Source organism: Planktothrix sp. FACHB-1365, from assembly GCF_014697575.1.
GTDB lineage: Bacteria > Cyanobacteriota > Cyanobacteriia > Cyanobacteriales > Microcoleaceae > Planktothrix.
In genome coordinates, this window is sequence record NZ_JACJSC010000002.1 from 104,199 (window position 1) to 120,664 (window position 16,466).

Annotated in this window: 13 protein-coding genes; 5 read left to right on the top strand and 8 right to left on the bottom strand. The window is 41.0% G+C overall.

What is annotated here, in order from left to right:
- The first annotated feature begins 27 nt into the window (after positions 1-27).
- From H6G57_RS04705 to H6G57_RS04720, 4 genes are all read left to right on the top strand, one after another.
- The gene (locus tag H6G57_RS04705; protein ID WP_190516464.1) at positions 28-1,278 is read left to right on the top strand and encodes an FIST signal transduction protein; all 1,251 of its coding nucleotides are present in this window, start codon (positions 28-30) and stop codon (positions 1,276-1,278) included.
- Positions 1,279-1,344: 66 nt separating this feature from the next.
- On the top strand, positions 1,345-5,019 hold the full coding sequence (locus H6G57_RS04710) for a PAS domain S-box protein (protein ID WP_190516465.1): 3,675 nt from the start codon (positions 1,345-1,347) through the stop codon (positions 5,017-5,019).
- A gap of 38 nt (positions 5,020-5,057) precedes the next feature.
- Positions 5,058-5,435, top strand: a complete 378-nt coding sequence (locus H6G57_RS04715; protein ID WP_190516467.1) for a response regulator — start codon at positions 5,058-5,060, stop codon at positions 5,433-5,435.
- A 162-nt stretch (positions 5,436-5,597) separates the two neighbouring features.
- Positions 5,598-6,656, top strand: coding sequence for an adenylate/guanylate cyclase domain-containing protein (locus H6G57_RS04720; RefSeq protein ID WP_072722192.1), 1,059 nt, complete (start codon positions 5,598-5,600; stop codon positions 6,654-6,656).
- Positions 6,657-6,680: 24 nt separating this feature from the next.
- On the opposite strand, the gene H6G57_RS04725 is transcribed toward H6G57_RS04720, so the two are convergent.
- From H6G57_RS04725 to H6G57_RS04735, 3 genes are all read right to left on the bottom strand, one after another.
- The gene (locus tag H6G57_RS04725; RefSeq protein ID WP_375539505.1) at positions 6,681-8,471 is read right to left on the bottom strand and encodes an ATP-binding protein; all 1,791 of its coding nucleotides are present in this window, start codon (positions 8,469-8,471) and stop codon (positions 6,681-6,683) included.
- Between the two features lie 147 nt (positions 8,472-8,618).
- Positions 8,619-8,846 carry a type II toxin-antitoxin system CcdA family antitoxin gene (locus H6G57_RS04730; protein WP_190516469.1) on the bottom strand — a complete coding sequence of 76 codons (228 nt, stop codon included), beginning with the start codon at positions 8,844-8,846 and terminating at the stop codon, positions 8,619-8,621.
- A 227-nt stretch (positions 8,847-9,073) separates the two neighbouring features.
- The gene (locus tag H6G57_RS04735; protein WP_190516824.1) at positions 9,074-10,888 is read right to left on the bottom strand and encodes a transglycosylase domain-containing protein; all 1,815 of its coding nucleotides are present in this window, start codon (positions 10,886-10,888) and stop codon (positions 9,074-9,076) included.
- A 373-nt stretch (positions 10,889-11,261) separates the two neighbouring features.
- Here H6G57_RS04735 and tyrS point away from each other — a divergent pair, with 373 nt between their 5' ends.
- Positions 11,262-12,512, top strand: coding sequence for a tyrosine--tRNA ligase (gene tyrS, locus H6G57_RS04740; protein WP_190516470.1), 1,251 nt, complete (start codon positions 11,262-11,264; stop codon positions 12,510-12,512).
- Between the two features lie 131 nt (positions 12,513-12,643).
- Here tyrS and H6G57_RS04745 read toward each other — a convergent pair whose 3' ends face one another.
- The 5 genes from H6G57_RS04745 to H6G57_RS04765 all read right to left on the bottom strand — a co-directional run bounded on the left by H6G57_RS04745 (position 12,644) and on the right by H6G57_RS04765 (position 16,366).
- The gene (locus H6G57_RS04745; protein WP_242048868.1) at positions 12,644-13,216 is read right to left on the bottom strand and encodes a Uma2 family endonuclease; all 573 of its coding nucleotides are present in this window, start codon (positions 13,214-13,216) and stop codon (positions 12,644-12,646) included.
- A 66-nt stretch (positions 13,217-13,282) separates the two neighbouring features.
- Positions 13,283-13,705 carry a type II toxin-antitoxin system VapC family toxin gene (locus tag H6G57_RS04750; protein WP_190516472.1) on the bottom strand — a complete coding sequence of 141 codons (423 nt, stop codon included), beginning with the start codon at positions 13,703-13,705 and terminating at the stop codon, positions 13,283-13,285.
- Positions 13,702-13,953 (bottom strand): hypothetical protein, encoded by a 252-nt coding sequence (locus H6G57_RS04755; RefSeq protein ID WP_190516474.1) that lies wholly within the window; start codon positions 13,951-13,953, stop codon positions 13,702-13,704. Before H6G57_RS04755 ends, H6G57_RS04750 begins: the two co-directional genes overlap by 4 nt.
- A 502-nt stretch (positions 13,954-14,455) precedes the next feature.
- Positions 14,456-15,628 carry a GNAT family N-acetyltransferase gene (locus H6G57_RS04760; protein ID WP_190516475.1) on the bottom strand — a complete coding sequence of 391 codons (1,173 nt, stop codon included), beginning with the start codon at positions 15,626-15,628 and terminating at the stop codon, positions 14,456-14,458.
- A gap of 27 nt (positions 15,629-15,655) precedes the next feature.
- Positions 15,656-16,366: a dihydrofolate reductase family protein gene (locus tag H6G57_RS04765; protein WP_190516477.1), complete on the bottom strand. Its 711-nt coding sequence runs from the start codon at positions 16,364-16,366 to the stop codon at positions 15,656-15,658.
- Positions 16,367-16,466: the final 100 nt, after the last annotated feature.

The following is a 16,466-nucleotide window of genomic DNA, read 5'->3' on the forward strand; positions in this document are numbered from 1 at the left end:
TTCCTTTTCCTTTGCCCCCAGTTCATAATGAAATTAGAAACTTTTTTTTGGAAGAAACCCACGGGCTGGTCAGTCAAAACATTGCCCTCCCTGGACTCAAATCAAACTTTAGTGATTGTCTTTGCTGCGGTTCAGTTTCAAGCGGATCTCGAACCTTTACAAGACCTAAAAGAAGCTTATCCCCAATCTCATTTTATTGGGTGTTCAACCGCCGGAGAAATTTGGGGTTCAACCCTGATGAAGGATAGTTTAATCGTCAGTGTGTTGCAGTTTCACAATACCTCATTAAAAACAGCATTTTGTCACCTTTTGGAAGAAACAAATTCATCAAATCCCCTTCAAAGACAAGACTATTCTTATCAAGCAGGTCGTTCTATTGCTCAACAATTGGCTGATCCTCAGTTAAAAGCCGTCTTTATTTTAGGAGATGGATTACAACTTAATGGCAGTGAATTTTTGCGAGGTTTGAATTCAATTTTATATCAAAGTTCTGTTTTTAATTCTTCAGAACCCATCTTAATTGTTGGAGGATTAGCCGCCGATAATCATCAATTTAAACACACTTGGATTTTACAGAATCGTTTACCCACAAATGGCGCTGTTTCCGCCGTTGGATTTTATGGAAATGATATTGCAATTAGCTATGGTTCCCAAGGCGGCTGGACAATCTTTGGCCCCGAACGAGAAGTCACTCGTTCCCACCACAATATTTTGTATGAATTAGATCACAAACCTGTTTTACAACTCTATCAAGAATATTTAGGCAAATACGCCCGAAATTTGCCCAGCAGTGGCTTATTTTTTCCTTTAGCATTGGGAACTCCCTTAGCTCGCAAACGCACGGTGAGAACCCTGATCGGCATCAATGAAGAGACAAAATCCCTAACTTTTACAGGCGATATTCCGGTCGGTTCCGTGGCTCAACTTATGCGAGGAAATTATGAGCGTTTAGTGGATGGAGCCTTAGCAGCAGCGCTCATTACTCGCAATAGTAATCAACGCAAAATTGGAGAATGGGAACAGTACAAATTGAACCAGAATCAGGCAATAATGTTAGAACCCACTTTAGCGATCGCCATTAGTGGTTCTGGTCGTCGATTAGTTCTCGGAGAGCGTACTGAAGAAGAATTAGAAGCTACACTAGATGAATTACCCCAAGGAACCCAACAAATGGGTTTTTACTCCTACGGGGAACTAGCTCCTACGGGTGTCGCCTCTCTCTGCGAACTGCACAATCAAACCATGACCTTAATTACCATTCGAGAAAATAGTAGCTAATCTTAGCTTGATCCCTATTGTCTCTGATGAATGGTTGCATCCTGACTTCTTCACTCTTAAGATTCTATGCACTATGCGCTCCAACGCCAACTCAGACGCCTGGGTCTTGATCCGCAGACTCCTCCGGTGGATATCGCTACATGGGAAGAATTTCTGGAACGTGTCAGCCGCAGCTACAAGGAAGCTGATCAAGAACGCTATTTGATGGAGCGTTCCCTTACCCTGTCCTCCAGGGAATTGTTAGAGTTGTATAACCAGCAAAGTCAGGAGTCGGAAGCTCGTTTACAAGCGGAACGGGATCGACTGCGCTCGGTCATTAGTTCCTTGGGTGCTGGATTGTGTATCCTAGATCCCCAGGGCTGTTTATTATCCATGAATCCCGAAGCGGAAAGACTGTTGGGATGGTCAGAAGCCGAATTAGTCGGAAACTCCATTTTAGACCGCATCGGAGCCCGTTCTCGATTATCTCTCAATCCGTTTCAACGGCTGGCTGCTGCTTCCGCTACAGGGTTAGCTTCCCTGCTGGAACCGATCAAATCCAGCGATGATCAATTTATCTGTGCTGATGGCAATATTTTACCCGTTTCCTATGTATTAACACCGATTTTAGAACAAAATACTTTTGTCGGAGCCGCCTTGGTTTTTTTAGATATTACCGAACGCAAACAAGCTCAATTAGAAGCGGAACGATCCATCTCTTTATTACAAGCTACTTTTGATTCAACAGATGCAGGAATTTTAGCAGTTGATCGCACGGGAAAAGTTTTAAATTTTAATCAAAAATTCGTGGAAATGTGGCAAGTTCCCCCTGGATTATTAAAGCCACCCCATGATCAATCAGTCTTAGCCTTTGTGTTAAGACAATTAAAAGATCCGCCTCGATTTCTCAAAACCGTGATGCAGTTATCTTCGGAACCCCATACCCCGACTTATGATGTGGTGGAGTTCAAAGATGGGCGAATTTTTGAGTTATATTCCCATCCCTCCCAAATGGGAGAAAAATTAGTCGGAAGAGTCTGGAGTTTTCGAGATATTACCCAACGCAAACGAGTCGAAAAAGCTCTGCAATATCGGGTTGAATTTGAACAACTGATTACTAATTTATCGACTCATTTTATTAGTTTAACAACGGATGAAATTGAACATGGAATTCAACAAGCCTTACAACGGATTAGTACCTTTATTGGGGTAGAACAAAGCTATTTATATTTATTTGCCGAGCAAGAAATCCAGATGAATTCGATTTATCAGTGGTTGGCAATAAAAACGCCATACCAGCGTTCCCAACCTCCTTCAAAATTAACAGATTTGCTCAAGAAAATTTCCTATTCTAAACTTTATGGGGCTGATATTCCTTGGTTAGAACGACAACTCAATCGCTATGAAAATATTTATCTTGCTGTTCAAGATTTACCTCCAGAAGCCCTCAAGGATTTAAAATATTTACAGCAGTTTCATCCCGTTTCAGATTTATCCTATTATTCAGAAACCGATAGTTTACCTCAAATTCAATCCATTATTTTAGTTCCCTTAGTCTGTCGTCGGTCTATTGTCGGATTTTTGCGGTTTGATTCCATTCATTCGAGTTATACCTGGTCATCGGATAGTATTGCACTGTTGAAAATGGTCGGAGAAATGTTTTCTAATGCGATTGAACGCAAACAAACAGAAGAATTTCTGCGACAAACAGAAGCCAAATATCGGAGTATTTTTGAAAATGCAGCCGAAGGTATTTGTCAAACCACCCTAGAAGGACGATATATTAGTGCTAACCCAGCCTTAGCGAGAATTTTAGGTTATAATTCTCCCGAAGATTTATTAGAAACTATTACGGATATTAATCATCAATTATATGTAAATCCCCAGCGTCGAGCCGAATTTATCGCAGAAATTCAAGCCAATCATTCTGTATCCGGCTTTGAATCCCAAGTCTATCGTCAAGATGGAACCATGATTTGGATCTCAGAAAACGCCCGTGCGGTTCGGGATCAAACCGGACAATTACTATGTTTTGAAGGTACAATTGAAGATATTACTGAGAGTAAACGCGCCGCCGAAGCCTTAAAACAAGCGAAAGAAGAAGCTGTTGCTGCTAACCGAGCTAAAAGTACCTTTTTAGCGAATATGAGCCATGAACTTCGCACCCCACTCAACGCTATTATTGGCTATAGTGAGATTTTAGCAGAGGAAGCAGGAGACTCCGGTTATGGCGATATTGTCCCCGATTTAGATCGGATTCGCACCGCCGGACGCAACTTATTAGCGTTGATTAACGATATTTTAGATATTTCTAAAATTGAAGCCGGACGCATGGATTTGTATTTGGAAACCTTTCAAATTTCCATGTTAATTGAGAGCATTGTCACAACAGCTAAACCTCTAGTCGATCAAAATAGAAATAGTTTAAACGTTTACTATGCCCCCGATGCGCCTGACACCATGCACGCTGATTTAACAAAAGTTCGACAGGTGTTGTTGAACCTACTTAGTAATGCGGCTAAATTCACCTCGGAAGGTGAAATTACCCTGAATATTAGTCGCGCCCAAACCCTGCCCTTTGAGCGGGTTCGGGACAATGATTTATCCCTTGATCCACCATCGGATGATGTCAATTATATTCAGTTTCAAGTACAAGATACCGGAATTGGAATTACCCCCGAACAACAAAAACAATTGTTTCAACCCTTTACCCAAGGGGATGCGTCTACCACTCGCCGCTATGGGGGAACCGGGTTAGGGCTTACCATTAGTCAACGCTTTTGTCAAATGATGCAAGGCCATATCGCCGTTGACAGTGCATTAGGCAAAGGTTCCACCTTTACCATTTATTTACCTTTGTTGGTTCAATCTCCATTCAAAGGGTCAGAATATCCGAATTTAGAAGCCACCGTCGAAGACATTGACGCTCTAGGGGAAATCGATATCATTCTGGATGACCCCCCTGAACTCGTGAATCAGCCCTCAATTACCGTGTTAGTGATTGATGATGATCCCAATACCCGGGATTTAATTGAGCGATCGCTGATTCGGGAAGGACTGCGGGTAGAAACCGCAGCAACGGGGGAAGAAGGACTCGCTCGTGTCCAGCAGCAGCGTCCCGATGCCATTATATTAGATATAATTTTGCCGAAAATGGACGGTTGGACGGTATTATCGACATTAAAGGCTGATCCAGATCTCGCTGAGATTCCTGTGATTGTGCTGTCGTTCATCAGCAACAAAAATCGAGGTTTTGCTCTTGGTGCATCGGACTATTTGACCAAACCGTTTGATGGTAAGCGCCTGAGTGCTTTGTTGAGTAAGTATCACCCGGATCGTAAACGGGATCTGGTTCCTGTGGCTGATCATATTTTAGTGGTCGAAGATGATCTCGCTACCCGACAACTATTACGGGGGTTATTACAGCGACAGGGCTGGATTGTCCAAGAAGCCGGAAATGGTCAGGAGGCTTTGCAACTGATTCAACAGTCAGCCCCTAAACTGATTTTGCTCGATTTAGTCCTCCCTGAAAAAAGTGGTTTTGAGTTAATTCATGACCTTCACAGAACAGATCAGTGGGCAAATATCCCGATTATCGTCCTAACGGCGGCTGAATTAACCCCCACAGAATGGGTACTATTGCGAGGCTATGTGGAGCAGATTCTTCAGAAAGGCAGTTATAGCTGTGAAGATCTTTTACGAGAAATTCATATCCTGTTAAATGCCAGCCTGAAACAGTCCCCCTTAAGTTCTAAATCGTGAGAATTCTAACGCTAAACTATCAACGTTGAGATCGAATCATGGTAAAGATTTTATTAGTTGAAGATAATGAAATGAATCGGGATATGCTCAAACGGCGTTTAATGCGAAAAGATTATCAGGTCTTTATTGCCGTCGATGGTGCAGAAGGTGTGGAACAAGCCCGTGCTGTGATGCCCGATTTAATCCTCATGGATATGAGTTTACCGGTGATGGATGGTTGGGAAGCCACTCGACAAATTAAAGCTGATGCCAAAACCAAGGGAATTCCTGTAATTGCACTCACAGCCCATGCTATGGCTGGCGATCGCGAAAAATGTTTAAAAGCTGGATGTGATGATTATGATACTAAACCAGTGGAATTTCCCCGTCTGTTGGAAAAAATAGAACTCTGCTTAAAGAAAGCACCTGCACCCTGAGCTTAAATTTCATTGGGTTAACGCTCGGATTTTATCCCGTCCTGTGCTGTTTGTCGCTTTCGCGCAGGGAGTGTCAACTCTGTTGATGATATGAAAACCCTAGTTGGAGGCTTGGCACTCGTTGTTACTATCCCAAAACGAGCGTAGGAGTCACGAATAGAGATGGACGCTGAACCGGATCGTGTACTAATTGTTGATGATAATGAAGTGAACCGTGATCTGCTGGCCAAACGACTCCAGCGTCAAGGTTATGGGGTGACAGTGGCTTCTAATGGTTTTGAAGCGTTGGAACTGATGGGTTCAATGTCCCTGGATTTGGTGTTGTTGGATATTATGATGCCTCAGATGAATGGTTATCAGGTGTTAGAAACCTTGAAAGCTGATCCGGCTTTGCGTCATATTCCGGTGGTGATGATTTCGGCGGTTAATGATATTGATAGTATTGTGCGTTGTATTGAATTAGGCGCGGAAGATTATTTATCAAAACCTTTTAATCCGGTTTTATTAAAAGCTCGAATTAATGCTTGTTTAGAAAAGAAACGATTAAGGGATCAAGAACAAGCTTATTTAAAAAAATTAGCGGAAGAACAGGAAAAATCAGAACGATTATTATTAAATATTTTGCCCGAAGCGATCGCTCAACGGTTAAAACGAGGTGAAAGCACAATTGCGGATAGCTTTGCAGATGTGACGGTTTTATTTGCAGATATTGTTAATTTTACAAAATTATCGGCTAATTTATCCCCGGCTCAATTAGTCGAAATTCTGAATGAAATTTTTTCGGCTTTTGATGAATTAGCCGAAAAATATGAATTAGAGAAAATTAAAACCATTGGGGATGCTTATATGGTGGTTGGCGGACTACCCACGCCACGGGATGATCATGCTGAAGCGATCGCTAATATGGCTTTAGATATGCAAAATATTATCGGTCAATTTCATCTCCAAGGCAATGAACCTGTACAAATGCGAACCGGAATTAATACAGGCGCAGTGGAAGCGGGAGTGATTGGAACAAAAAAGTTTACTTATGATTTATGGGGAGATACTGTTAATACAGCAAATCGCATGGAATCCCATGGAATCGCAGGAAAAATTCAAGTTACCGTCGCCACCTATGAACGTTTAAAAGATAAATATATATTTGAAGAACGAGGGTTAATTGATATTAAAGGAAAAGGCGAAATGCTGACTTATTTTCTGACCGCACGGAAATATTAAATCAGTCAACACCTCAATTTTTAATTAATGACTCATATTCCAAGGTTCCTGATAGAGGGGAACAGTAAAGGTTACAGTTGATCCTAACCCTTCACCCAGACTATAAAACTTAACCGTTCCTCCCATAGTTTGGATTAATTTCTGTGAAATCACTAACCCTAAACCCGTTCCTCCATATTGGCGGGTATAGCCTCCATCAACTTGAGAAAAAGCTTTAAATAATCGATCTTGTTTTTCAATGGGAACCCCAATTCCCGTATCCGCCACCCGAAATTCAACAACTCCCGGAAACTCTCGATTTTGAAACACAACGGTTTGTTTAAGAATTCCCAAACTAATATTAATTCCCCCTTCATGGGTAAATTTAATCGCATTTCCGACTAAATTTAACATGACTTGTAATAACCGTTGATAATTTCCATAGATAATAACTTCCTCTTCATAATCGGCTTTTTTAACCGTAAAAGTTAATCCTTTTTGTTGCACTTGCGCCCGGGTAAAATGTTCAATTTCTTCTAAAAGTTCATTGACTTTAATTAAAGCTAAGTCAATTTCCATTCTCCCCGCTTCAATTTTAGCAATATCTAAAACATCATTAATTAAATTTAATAAATGTAAAGCGGCTCGGTGAGCTTCTTGAATAAATTCTTCTTCTTCTTTAGGATCATCAACCATCCCATCTAAAACCAACTTTAAAAACCCAATAATTCCATTCAGAGGCGTGCGTAATTCATGAGACGTATTCGCTAAAAATTCACTTTTTAATCGGGAAAGAGCCACAGCTTCCATCCGAGCTTCTTCTAGCTCTTGATAAAGAGTGGCGTGAGCAATTGCGGTTCCCACATGAGTCGCTAATTCACGAATAAATTCCACTTCCGCCGATGTCCATTGTCGGAAGCGATCGCACTGTTGTAAACTAATAATTCCATTCGGTTGATCTTGATAAGAAGTCGCCACCACTAAAATCGAATGCCGTTGATAAGGATCATGATCAGGAGAGGTACGTTCGACCACAACAGGTTCTAAGGTTGCTAAAGCTTGTGTCCATCCTAATTCCTTAGCAATTTCCAGATCTAAACCCAACATCATCGGAAATTCTTCGAGGCGATATTCAGCCACCACTTGAGTTTCTTGCAAGTTCCAATGATCTTCTTTTTCGCCTCGATAGGGACATAAAATACAACGACTGACCCCTAAAACTTGCCCTAAACTATTAACGGTTTGTTGCCAAATTTGTTTTAAATCTAAGGTGCGACGAATTTTTTGAGCAATTTGGCTTAATAAGGTTTGATAAATATGAGAACTGGGAGAAACCGTCCGACACATCGTTCCTGCAATTTGAATCAACATTTTTTGAGAAATATCCAAATTTGACGGTAAGGAACGATAAGCAACAATCTCCGCCATATCCACATCCATATCTTCTTCCGGTTGTTCCAGAAGACATCCCATCACCAAGACCCGATTCGGTATCCCATTCGACACTAAAATGGGACTCATAATTAATTCTAAAGGAATATATTGTTCTTCGTAGGAAAAAGAATAAACAAATCGTTCTGGAATTAAACTACTCAAAACGCGGCGAATTCGATCTTCATAGGGAGCAATTACAACAGGTTTAAACAACTCCCCCATGGATGAACCGATAATTTGATCCGTCGCTAACGGATAGCGATCCTGTCGTTGCCAATAAAACGATAAATACCGACCTTCGGCATTTTGAATAAAAACCAGATCAGTACCCAACTGTTGCCAAATCGGGTCAGCCGAAGTTGAACTTGCAAACTGAGAGTTCCTGTCTAAGTCCATTGGCATCCGCGACTACTGTGTTAACTGAATCATCCAACATCGAAGCGTTTAGCCGCGCCTCCTGCTCAACTATATACAGCGATTGCCCTAAATCTTCTATTGAGAATTTAAGACACCCCAATCACAAAATCCTGATGGATCAGGGATTCTATTTTAATCGTTCCATTCCCCTCGGGGTGGAATCGGGGGATTTCGCTGGAGTGTCAAGGCCAGTTCATCCTCTGGACGCTCTCCTCTAAGCCATTGACGCAGGGCTGTTTCAATCACCTTACTCGGATCATTCGTCAGATGTTTAATTTGATTGAGTAACTCCGAGTCAATGTGGATTGAAACTTCCACTTTCTGAGCGGTATTGGGCGAAGAAAATGTATTCTTTTCCATAAAAAATTAGATCCTAACGCATAAAAACTTTTAATCTTTGGGAATAGCTAATCAGCGTCATTTCCCACAGACCCATCACTCCAATTGTCTAGGGAAAACCTTTTAGCTTATTCCCATAGCAACAGATACCCACTTCTTAAGCAGGGGGTGTTGCTTTTATTGTACTCTTCTCAGGGGAAAAATTGTTTCCCTCTCTGGGTTTACTAAAAGCTGAACTGGATTCTGAATTAAGGTTTGCTATAAGCCGAAGCCGGTTTAAAAGAAGTGGCGGGTTTGCCATCTAACGCTTGTAACATAAAGTCACGCCAGATCGGAGCCACAATGGTTCCTCCCGTTGCCCCATAGGTTAGGGGAGTATAGTCATCATTGCCCACCCAAACAGCCGTTGCTAAATCGGGAGTATACCCAACAAACCAGATATCCCGTTCAGAAGAGGTTGTCCCCGTTTTTCCCGCCGCCGGACGTCCGATTTGGGCACGAGTCGCTGTCCCGCTATTAATCACCCCTTGTAGCACACTATTGAGAGACGCCACAGCCCATTGATCCAAGACTAATCGAGGTTTCGGGGTATTATCCAATAAAATATTGCCTTGACTATCGGTAACTTGGACAATAAAGGTCGGGTCAGAGTGCCAGCCATCATTGGCAAAGGTGGCATAAGCTCCAGCCATTTCCATCGGCGTTAAATCCACCGAACCCAAAGGTAGAGACACAACGGGTTCAATCGGGCTCTTAATCCCTAGGACTCGACACACTTCAATCACTTGATTAAGTCCCACCTCTTGACCCAGTTTAACCGCCGGAACATTCAAGGAATGTTCTAAGGCTGTACGAATACTCACCGCCCCAGAGAAACCACCTCCGTAGTTTTGCGGGGAATAATAGCCATAGCCATCGGGATAACTCACGGGCGTATCATAAACCGTTGAATCCGGCCCGTATTTGCCTGTAGCAAAGGCGGCATAATAAACAAAGGGTTTAAAGGCAGATCCCGGTTGACGCAAGGCTTGAATGGCTCGATTATACTGACTGGTTTTATAATCAGCCCCCCCCACCATCGCTTTCACAAAATGGGTACGGGGGTCAATAGAAACTAGGGCAATTTGGCCATTTTGTAAACTGTTATAAACCCCTTGATAGTATAAATTTTCATGCCATTCACTGATGGTTTTTTCTGCCATCCGTTGAAAATTCATATCAATGGTGGTTTGAATTCGCATTCCGCCCTTAAGCACCGCCTCCCGACCAAAGCGTTCAGAAAGTTCCTGAACAACAGCTTCCGTCACATAGGGAAGACGGCTACTGCTAAAGGAGGTAATTTTGCCCACCAGTAAGGTTTGTTTCTTGGCTTGGGCTTCTTCTTGGGGGGTAATCCACTGAAGTTCCCGCATCCGCTTCAAAACCGTTAACTGTCTTTGTTTGGCTTTTTTGTAATCCACAAACGGACTATAATCTTCCGGTGCCGGAATTAGACCCGCCATCATGGCCGATTCCGCTAAGATTAAATCCGCCGCCGATTTATTAAAATAACTCTGGGCTGCGGTTTCCACACCATAGAGGTTATGACCCCAATAGACTTGATTGAGATAGAGTTCTAAAATCTCGTCTTTTGATAAAATTTGTTCTAAACGAATCGCCATCACCGATTCTGCGGCTTTACGGCTAATGGTACGATTCGGGGATAAAAACAGGTTTTTCACCAACTGCATGGTCAGGGTCGAACCCCCTTCTACGGTCGAACCCGTTTCTAAATTGGCAATGAACGCCCGGACAATCCCCGTCGGGTTAATTCCCTTGTGATAGTAAAAATTGCTATCTTCAATCGCTATAACAGCCCGTTTCAGATGGGGAGAAATCTGATTGAGAGAAACGACTTCCCGGTTGGCTTCATCGTGGAGGCTGGCCAGAGGAACCCCTTTAATATCATAGATATGGGTGGTTTCTGTCGGAACATAGTTCTGTAATACCCGCACATCCGGCAAATTACGGAAACTGACAGCCAAGCCGACCAGCCCTCCCGCAACAACAGAACTGGTTAACATCGTAACACCGAGTAAGGTTCCGGCAGTTACTTTGCTAACAGACTGAACAAAGTCAAACAACGTTGATGGGTTGTTGACCTGAACCTCCTGTGGGATTGTGTTAGTTGACGACACGTTTAATTTACTCCCTCAATGAAAACAGGGCTACAGAACATTTATGGCTTGCAGATAGAAATATTAACTTTTTTTGAGCTTCCAGTGATAGCATATAACGCAGTTAAACCCTAGAAACAGATTTCTTTAGGCCTGAGTTGAACAGATCTCCTCCTAATGGGGCGGGAAATGATAGAATCCCGAAGTTACGGATCAAATTTTAATTCCGGGATCAAGGTTAACGGATTTTACCCTAAATTGGCAAAAGAATTTTAAGATCATGGCTGTGAGTCAACCTTCTGTAGAACTGGAATCGGCGATATCTCTACAAAATTTTCCCCCCCTTCGCCGAGGGATTACTGAGATTTTTCCTGAAATTATAAGCTCTGGGAACCCCGATGAGAATTTGGGTCAACGATTATTGACAACAAATCGACCGCTACGGGTTAAATTTGGCATTGATCCCACTGCGTCGGATATTCATTTAGGACATAGTATCCCCATTCGCAAGTTACGCGCTTTTCAAGATGCGGGTCATATTGCTGTTTTAATTATTGGGGATTTTACGGCTAGAATTGGTGACCCCACGGGAAAATCCGAAGTCCGCCGTCAATTAACCCCGGAAGATGTACAGAAAAATGCTCAAACCTATTTAGAACAACTGCGTCCGATTTTGGATTTTGACACCCCCGGACGGTTGGAAATTCGCTATAACTCGGAATGGTTATCGAAATTAGATTTAGCTAAAATTCTGGAATTGTTAGGAACAATGACCGTCGGGCAAATGTTAGCAAAAGAAGGTTTTGCGCTGCGGTTTGAAAAAGAAAATCCCATTTATTTACATGAATTTCTCTATCCGTTAATGCAGGGTTATGATTCCGTTGCGGTGGAAGCGGATATTGAAATCGGGGGCACGGATCAAAAGTTTAATTTAGCAGTAGGACGAGATTTACAACGGCATTTTGGACAGAAACCTCAATTTGGGTTATTAATGCCAATTTTAATTGGGACGGATGGCGTTCAAAAAATGTCAAAATCCTTGGGAAATTATGTGGCGTTATCGGAAGATCCGTTAACGATGTATTCTAAATTAGAGAAGGTTCAAGATAATTTATTAAACCAATATTTTGAACTGTTAACGAATCTTCCCCTTGATCAATTACCCGAAAATCCTAGAGACAAGCAAAAATTATTAGGATTAGAAATAGCGTCTCAATTTCATGGAAAAGAAGCCGCGTTAGAAGCTCAAAAAGCGTCTTTAACCTTAGTTCAAGGGGATGCAAAAACAGCAGAAGCGGTTCCTGAGTTTTCCTTAGCTGAAATTCAATTTCCGGCTAAGTTATTTTATATTCTCAGTGCGAGTAAGTTATGTAAAAGTAGCAGTGAAGCGCGGCGAGAAATTCAAGGCGGATCTGTTAAGTTAGATGGCGATCGCATTTCTGAAGTTGATATAATATTTAATTCTATTGATGAATTAAAGGGGAAAGTTCTGCAAGTTGGGAAGAAGAAATTTATCCGTTTAATTGATTAGTTTCTCGTTCCCATGCTCTGCATGGGAATGGTAATTTTGAGGATCTGCCTCCAATCTTATTATATTATAACAGGAGGCAGATCCTCCTTTTTTCATTTCTAGGTAGAACCTAAAAACGAGGGGGAAAAGGTCTAAAAAGGATTTAAAATTTGTTCAACAGTTAATTTTAATTCAGGAAAAGTTATAGAATTTATAGAATCTTTTTGGTTCATTTCTATAACCTCATATAAACCAGAAACTAACGTTAAAATTGATAGTTTTAATTCTTGGGGGTCAATAATCCAATATTCAGGAATGCCTAATGCGGCATATTCTGAACGTTTATAACGATAATCATCATCGGGGTTATTGGGACTAACAATTTCAACCACAAATAAAGGGGGTTCTTCGAGAATAGCTGAGGGTAATGTCCTCAGAAGTTGACGTTGAGTTTCTGTCATAATTAATAGATCAGGAATGCGAGATTTTCTAATTCCGGTTCTGACTCCCACTGTTCCAGGTCGCACAACCCAATCTAATTGTAATCTGCGGATCTCTATTTTGAATTGTTCTTGTGTAAAATCAATAATATCCGAATGCCATCCACTTGCGGGAGTCATCTGAATTAATTCTCCATTGAAAAGTTCATATTTGAGATCCGTATCATCTTTATAATTGAGATAGTCTTCAAAGCTATAGGTTTTAGTAACAGTTTGCACCATCATGAGTTTTTAGCCTCTAATCAGGGTGTTTAAATTGACGATGACTTCCTTTATTTAGCCTTTACTAAATTAGAGAAAATTTTCTATCCAGCAAAGATGGGAACATAGCACATCTCTGGAAATTGCATTATAAAACCTTTCATCTGCTGTTACCATCTGGCATTGATTTATAACAGCTAAGGAAAGATAAACACAATCATAAACAGCTTGGTCAACTCTGACAGCAATTTCTAACGCCATTGGCATTAAAGACTGTGAGGGATAAATTTGTAAATCCCCTGCCATTAAAACAGTTAAATCATTTTGAGCGAGTTCTAAAGTCGTTTCTCCTCGTCGAACTCGCTTCCATAGAATGTTACCAATTTCCGAAAAAAAGAAATCAGGGACTAATAATTCATGGGCATCATCTAAGAGACACTGAGCAATTTCCGAATGAACCTCAGACAATACCCATTTGATAGCTACATTGGCATCAACAACAAATTTACTCAACGATTTCTATCCTCTCTTAGCAATTCTACACTATCACTAAAAGTCTGATTGCCGTGTTTTTGACGTGCTGCTTCAAGTTGAGAGCGAAAATAGGCTCTTTTAGAAACTTTAGGGGTTATTTCTGCTTCCACTGTTTGAGCGAGAATTGCTTTGATTTCATCCTCTAAACTGCGGTTGTGCTTTTGAGCTAAACTACGGATTTTATCAAAAACAACGGGGTTAAGATTATCGAGAACAATAGAATTCATATTGTCTCCAAAAACAGGTAATTTTTATTTTAGACCCAGAATTAACATTTACCAAGGTTTGTAGTGTGGAGATGTTTTTTGCGATCGCATCTTAAATCTACATCATGATCGAGCATAGGACAGATCCTTACCCACACCTCCAAGAAACCGGGTTTCTGCCATAACATGATCTACTAACAAAAAGCTCAATTAAGAAACCCGGTTTCTGACCCTATCGGAAACTCGCAACCCTATTAATCCCCTGTAGGGGCGAGGCGCGCCTCGCCCCTACGCTGTCGGGTTAAAAGCCTTATATGTTACAGTCTACAAGTCTGGACGCGAGAGAAGAGATTTCCCTCCCCCACCAAAAAACCAAGTTGTCCCTAGTCCACTCCTAGTCCAAGAAACCCAACCCGTCCAACCCGGGAGATAGCACGTCTCTACAGTGTTAACTTGCCATTTGCTGCGTTTTTAAATTTAAAAGATGTAAAGATTTTTAAATTTTATCCAACGCACCAAATTTCTATTTGCTAAAGGGCAAATCCTGATTAATATAATCAATCTCCTGTTGTTCCATATCGTTAATTCTGCCAATATAAGATTGCAAAATTTTAGACAACCGTTGATCATAAAATCGATGTAAACTATAATTCGGTGTCGCTGGAAAACCTCGACGTTTTTTATGACGACCACCAGCACCCGGATCAAAAATAGAAATCCCGTTATTAATTGCCCATTCTATCGGAGAATAATAACAAGCATCAAAATGTAAACAATCAATATCTTGAACACTTCCCCAATAACGACCATATAAGCGATCGCTTTTGGTTAAACAAAAAGACATTCCCACAGGTTGATGTTGATTGGTATCATCAAACGCTGCTACAAATACCACCCGATGACGATAATTATGATGTAATTCTTCAAAAAACTTGCGAGTTAAATATTTACTTCCCCACCAACCAAATTTATCACAGGTACTCGCATAAAAGTGATACATTTGAGAAAAATAGGCTTTAGGAATTTCATCTCCTGTAACGGTTTGGAGTTGTAATCCGGCTTGATTAACTGCTTTACGTTCCCGCTTAATATTGCGACGCTGATTGGCATTAAAACCTTTTAAATAATCATCAAAAGTTTGATATCCTTGATTTTGCCAAATATAACTATGGTGCAACCAAGAGGCAAAACCAAACTTTTCTAACATCGGTTTCCACTCTGGATCAACATAGAGGAAATTACAGCCAGAAATTTTATTTCCAATGCAAAATTGATCAATAGAATGCACCATTAACTCTGTAATTTCTTCTTCATTTTCTCCCGGTGCAATCAGAAATCGATAGCCTTCGGCGGGAGTAAAGGGCGACATTCCTAATAGTTTGGGATAATATTCAATTCCTAATTGATAGGCAACATCCGCCCATTGATTATCAAACACAAATTCCCCTCGACTATGCCCTTTAACATATAAAGGTGCAATTCCAACTAATTGTTGATCCCGCCATACTGTTAAATGATGGGGTAGCCAACCTGTGCGTCCAGTCGCACTTCCTGATGATTCAATATTATGCAACCAATCCCACTCAAAAAAGGGCGTGATTAAGGGTTGAGCAAGGGCATCCCACGCCGTCTGAGGGACTTCGGCAACCGTATTAATCCAACGGGTAGAATAAGAGGATGTTAAGGGTTTTACCATGTTGTCTCAAGAATGATTAGGGACGCATTATTCCTGTAGGATAGTGTAACTTACTTGATAATGTAAAAACACTTCCTGACCAACAGTTTTAACCTCTAACAATTGCAAACGGGGAGCAACAGAGGATAAAAATCCATCTCCATCGGCGGGAGTGGGTGACTTTTTTCCTGCTAAAATTAACGGACAAATCGTTAACCAAAATTCATCAATTAAATTTTGTTTTAATAAAGTAGAAATGAGTTGACCTCCGCCTAATATTCCTAATCGTTTTAATCCTAATTCTTGAAATTGTTCAAACGCTAGGCTCCAGTTAATTTGATTAAAATTATCGTCAGCCATGATAATTTTTTCAAACCCTGCTGTTTTATGCCATAATTCTTGACCTCTTGTTGTTGTTAATAACCAATGGGGAACAGGTTGTTGAAAAAAACGAAAATTGGGATTAATCTCTCCTGAACTAGACACCACAATTTGTACAGGTTGAGGCGGTTTTCCTTGTTGTTTTCGGGTTTCTAATAATTCAGGATCGGTAATTCTAATCGTAGTTTGATAAGCGTTTAAAGTTCCAGCACCGAATAAAACTCCATCCATTTGTGCAACTTGTTGTTCTAAATGTAGTTTATCTTGTTCAGAACCAAATCGAGCAGGCGATCGCCATTCATCAGAAATTTTACCATCGGCACTCATGGCTAAAATAACGGTTGTATGGGGTCGGTTTATCAGGAGTTGAGAATTCATAAAATATAGCAACCCTAAATAGAATAGGTTGTAATATTTTATCGTAGGGGTTTGGAAACCAAACCCAGGCGCAAAGAGGGTTTGGAAACCAAACCCCTAC

Excerpts from the sequence above, each read along its gene's own strand:
- H6G57_RS04705 (WP_190516464.1), top strand. The coding sequence starts at position 28 with ATGAAATTAGAAACTTTTTTTTGGAAGAAACCCACGGGCTGGTCAGTC.
- H6G57_RS04710 (WP_190516465.1), top strand. The coding sequence starts at position 1,345 with ATGCACTATGCGCTCCAACGCCAACTCAGACGCCTGGGTCTTGATCCG.
- H6G57_RS04715 (WP_190516467.1), top strand. The coding sequence starts at position 5,058 with ATGGTAAAGATTTTATTAGTTGAAGATAATGAAATGAATCGGGATATG.
- H6G57_RS04720 (WP_072722192.1), top strand. The coding sequence starts at position 5,598 with ATGGACGCTGAACCGGATCGTGTACTAATTGTTGATGATAATGAAGTG.
- H6G57_RS04725 (WP_375539505.1), bottom strand. The coding sequence starts at position 8,471 with ATGCCAATGGACTTAGACAGGAACTCTCAGTTTGCAAGTTCAACTTCG.
- H6G57_RS04730 (WP_190516469.1), bottom strand. The coding sequence starts at position 8,846 with ATGGAAAAGAATACATTTTCTTCGCCCAATACCGCTCAGAAAGTGGAA.
- H6G57_RS04735 (WP_190516824.1), bottom strand. The coding sequence starts at position 10,888 with ATGTTAACCAGTTCTGTTGTTGCGGGAGGGCTGGTCGGCTTGGCTGTC.
- tyrS (WP_190516470.1), top strand. The coding sequence starts at position 11,262 with ATGGCTGTGAGTCAACCTTCTGTAGAACTGGAATCGGCGATATCTCTA.
- H6G57_RS04745 (WP_242048868.1), bottom strand. The coding sequence starts at position 13,216 with ATGATGGTGCAAACTGTTACTAAAACCTATAGCTTTGAAGACTATCTC.
- H6G57_RS04755 (WP_190516474.1), bottom strand. The coding sequence starts at position 13,953 with ATGAATTCTATTGTTCTCGATAATCTTAACCCCGTTGTTTTTGATAAA.
- H6G57_RS04760 (WP_190516475.1), bottom strand. The coding sequence starts at position 15,628 with ATGGTAAAACCCTTAACATCCTCTTATTCTACCCGTTGGATTAATACG.
- H6G57_RS04765 (WP_190516477.1), bottom strand. The coding sequence starts at position 16,366 with ATGAATTCTCAACTCCTGATAAACCGACCCCATACAACCGTTATTTTA.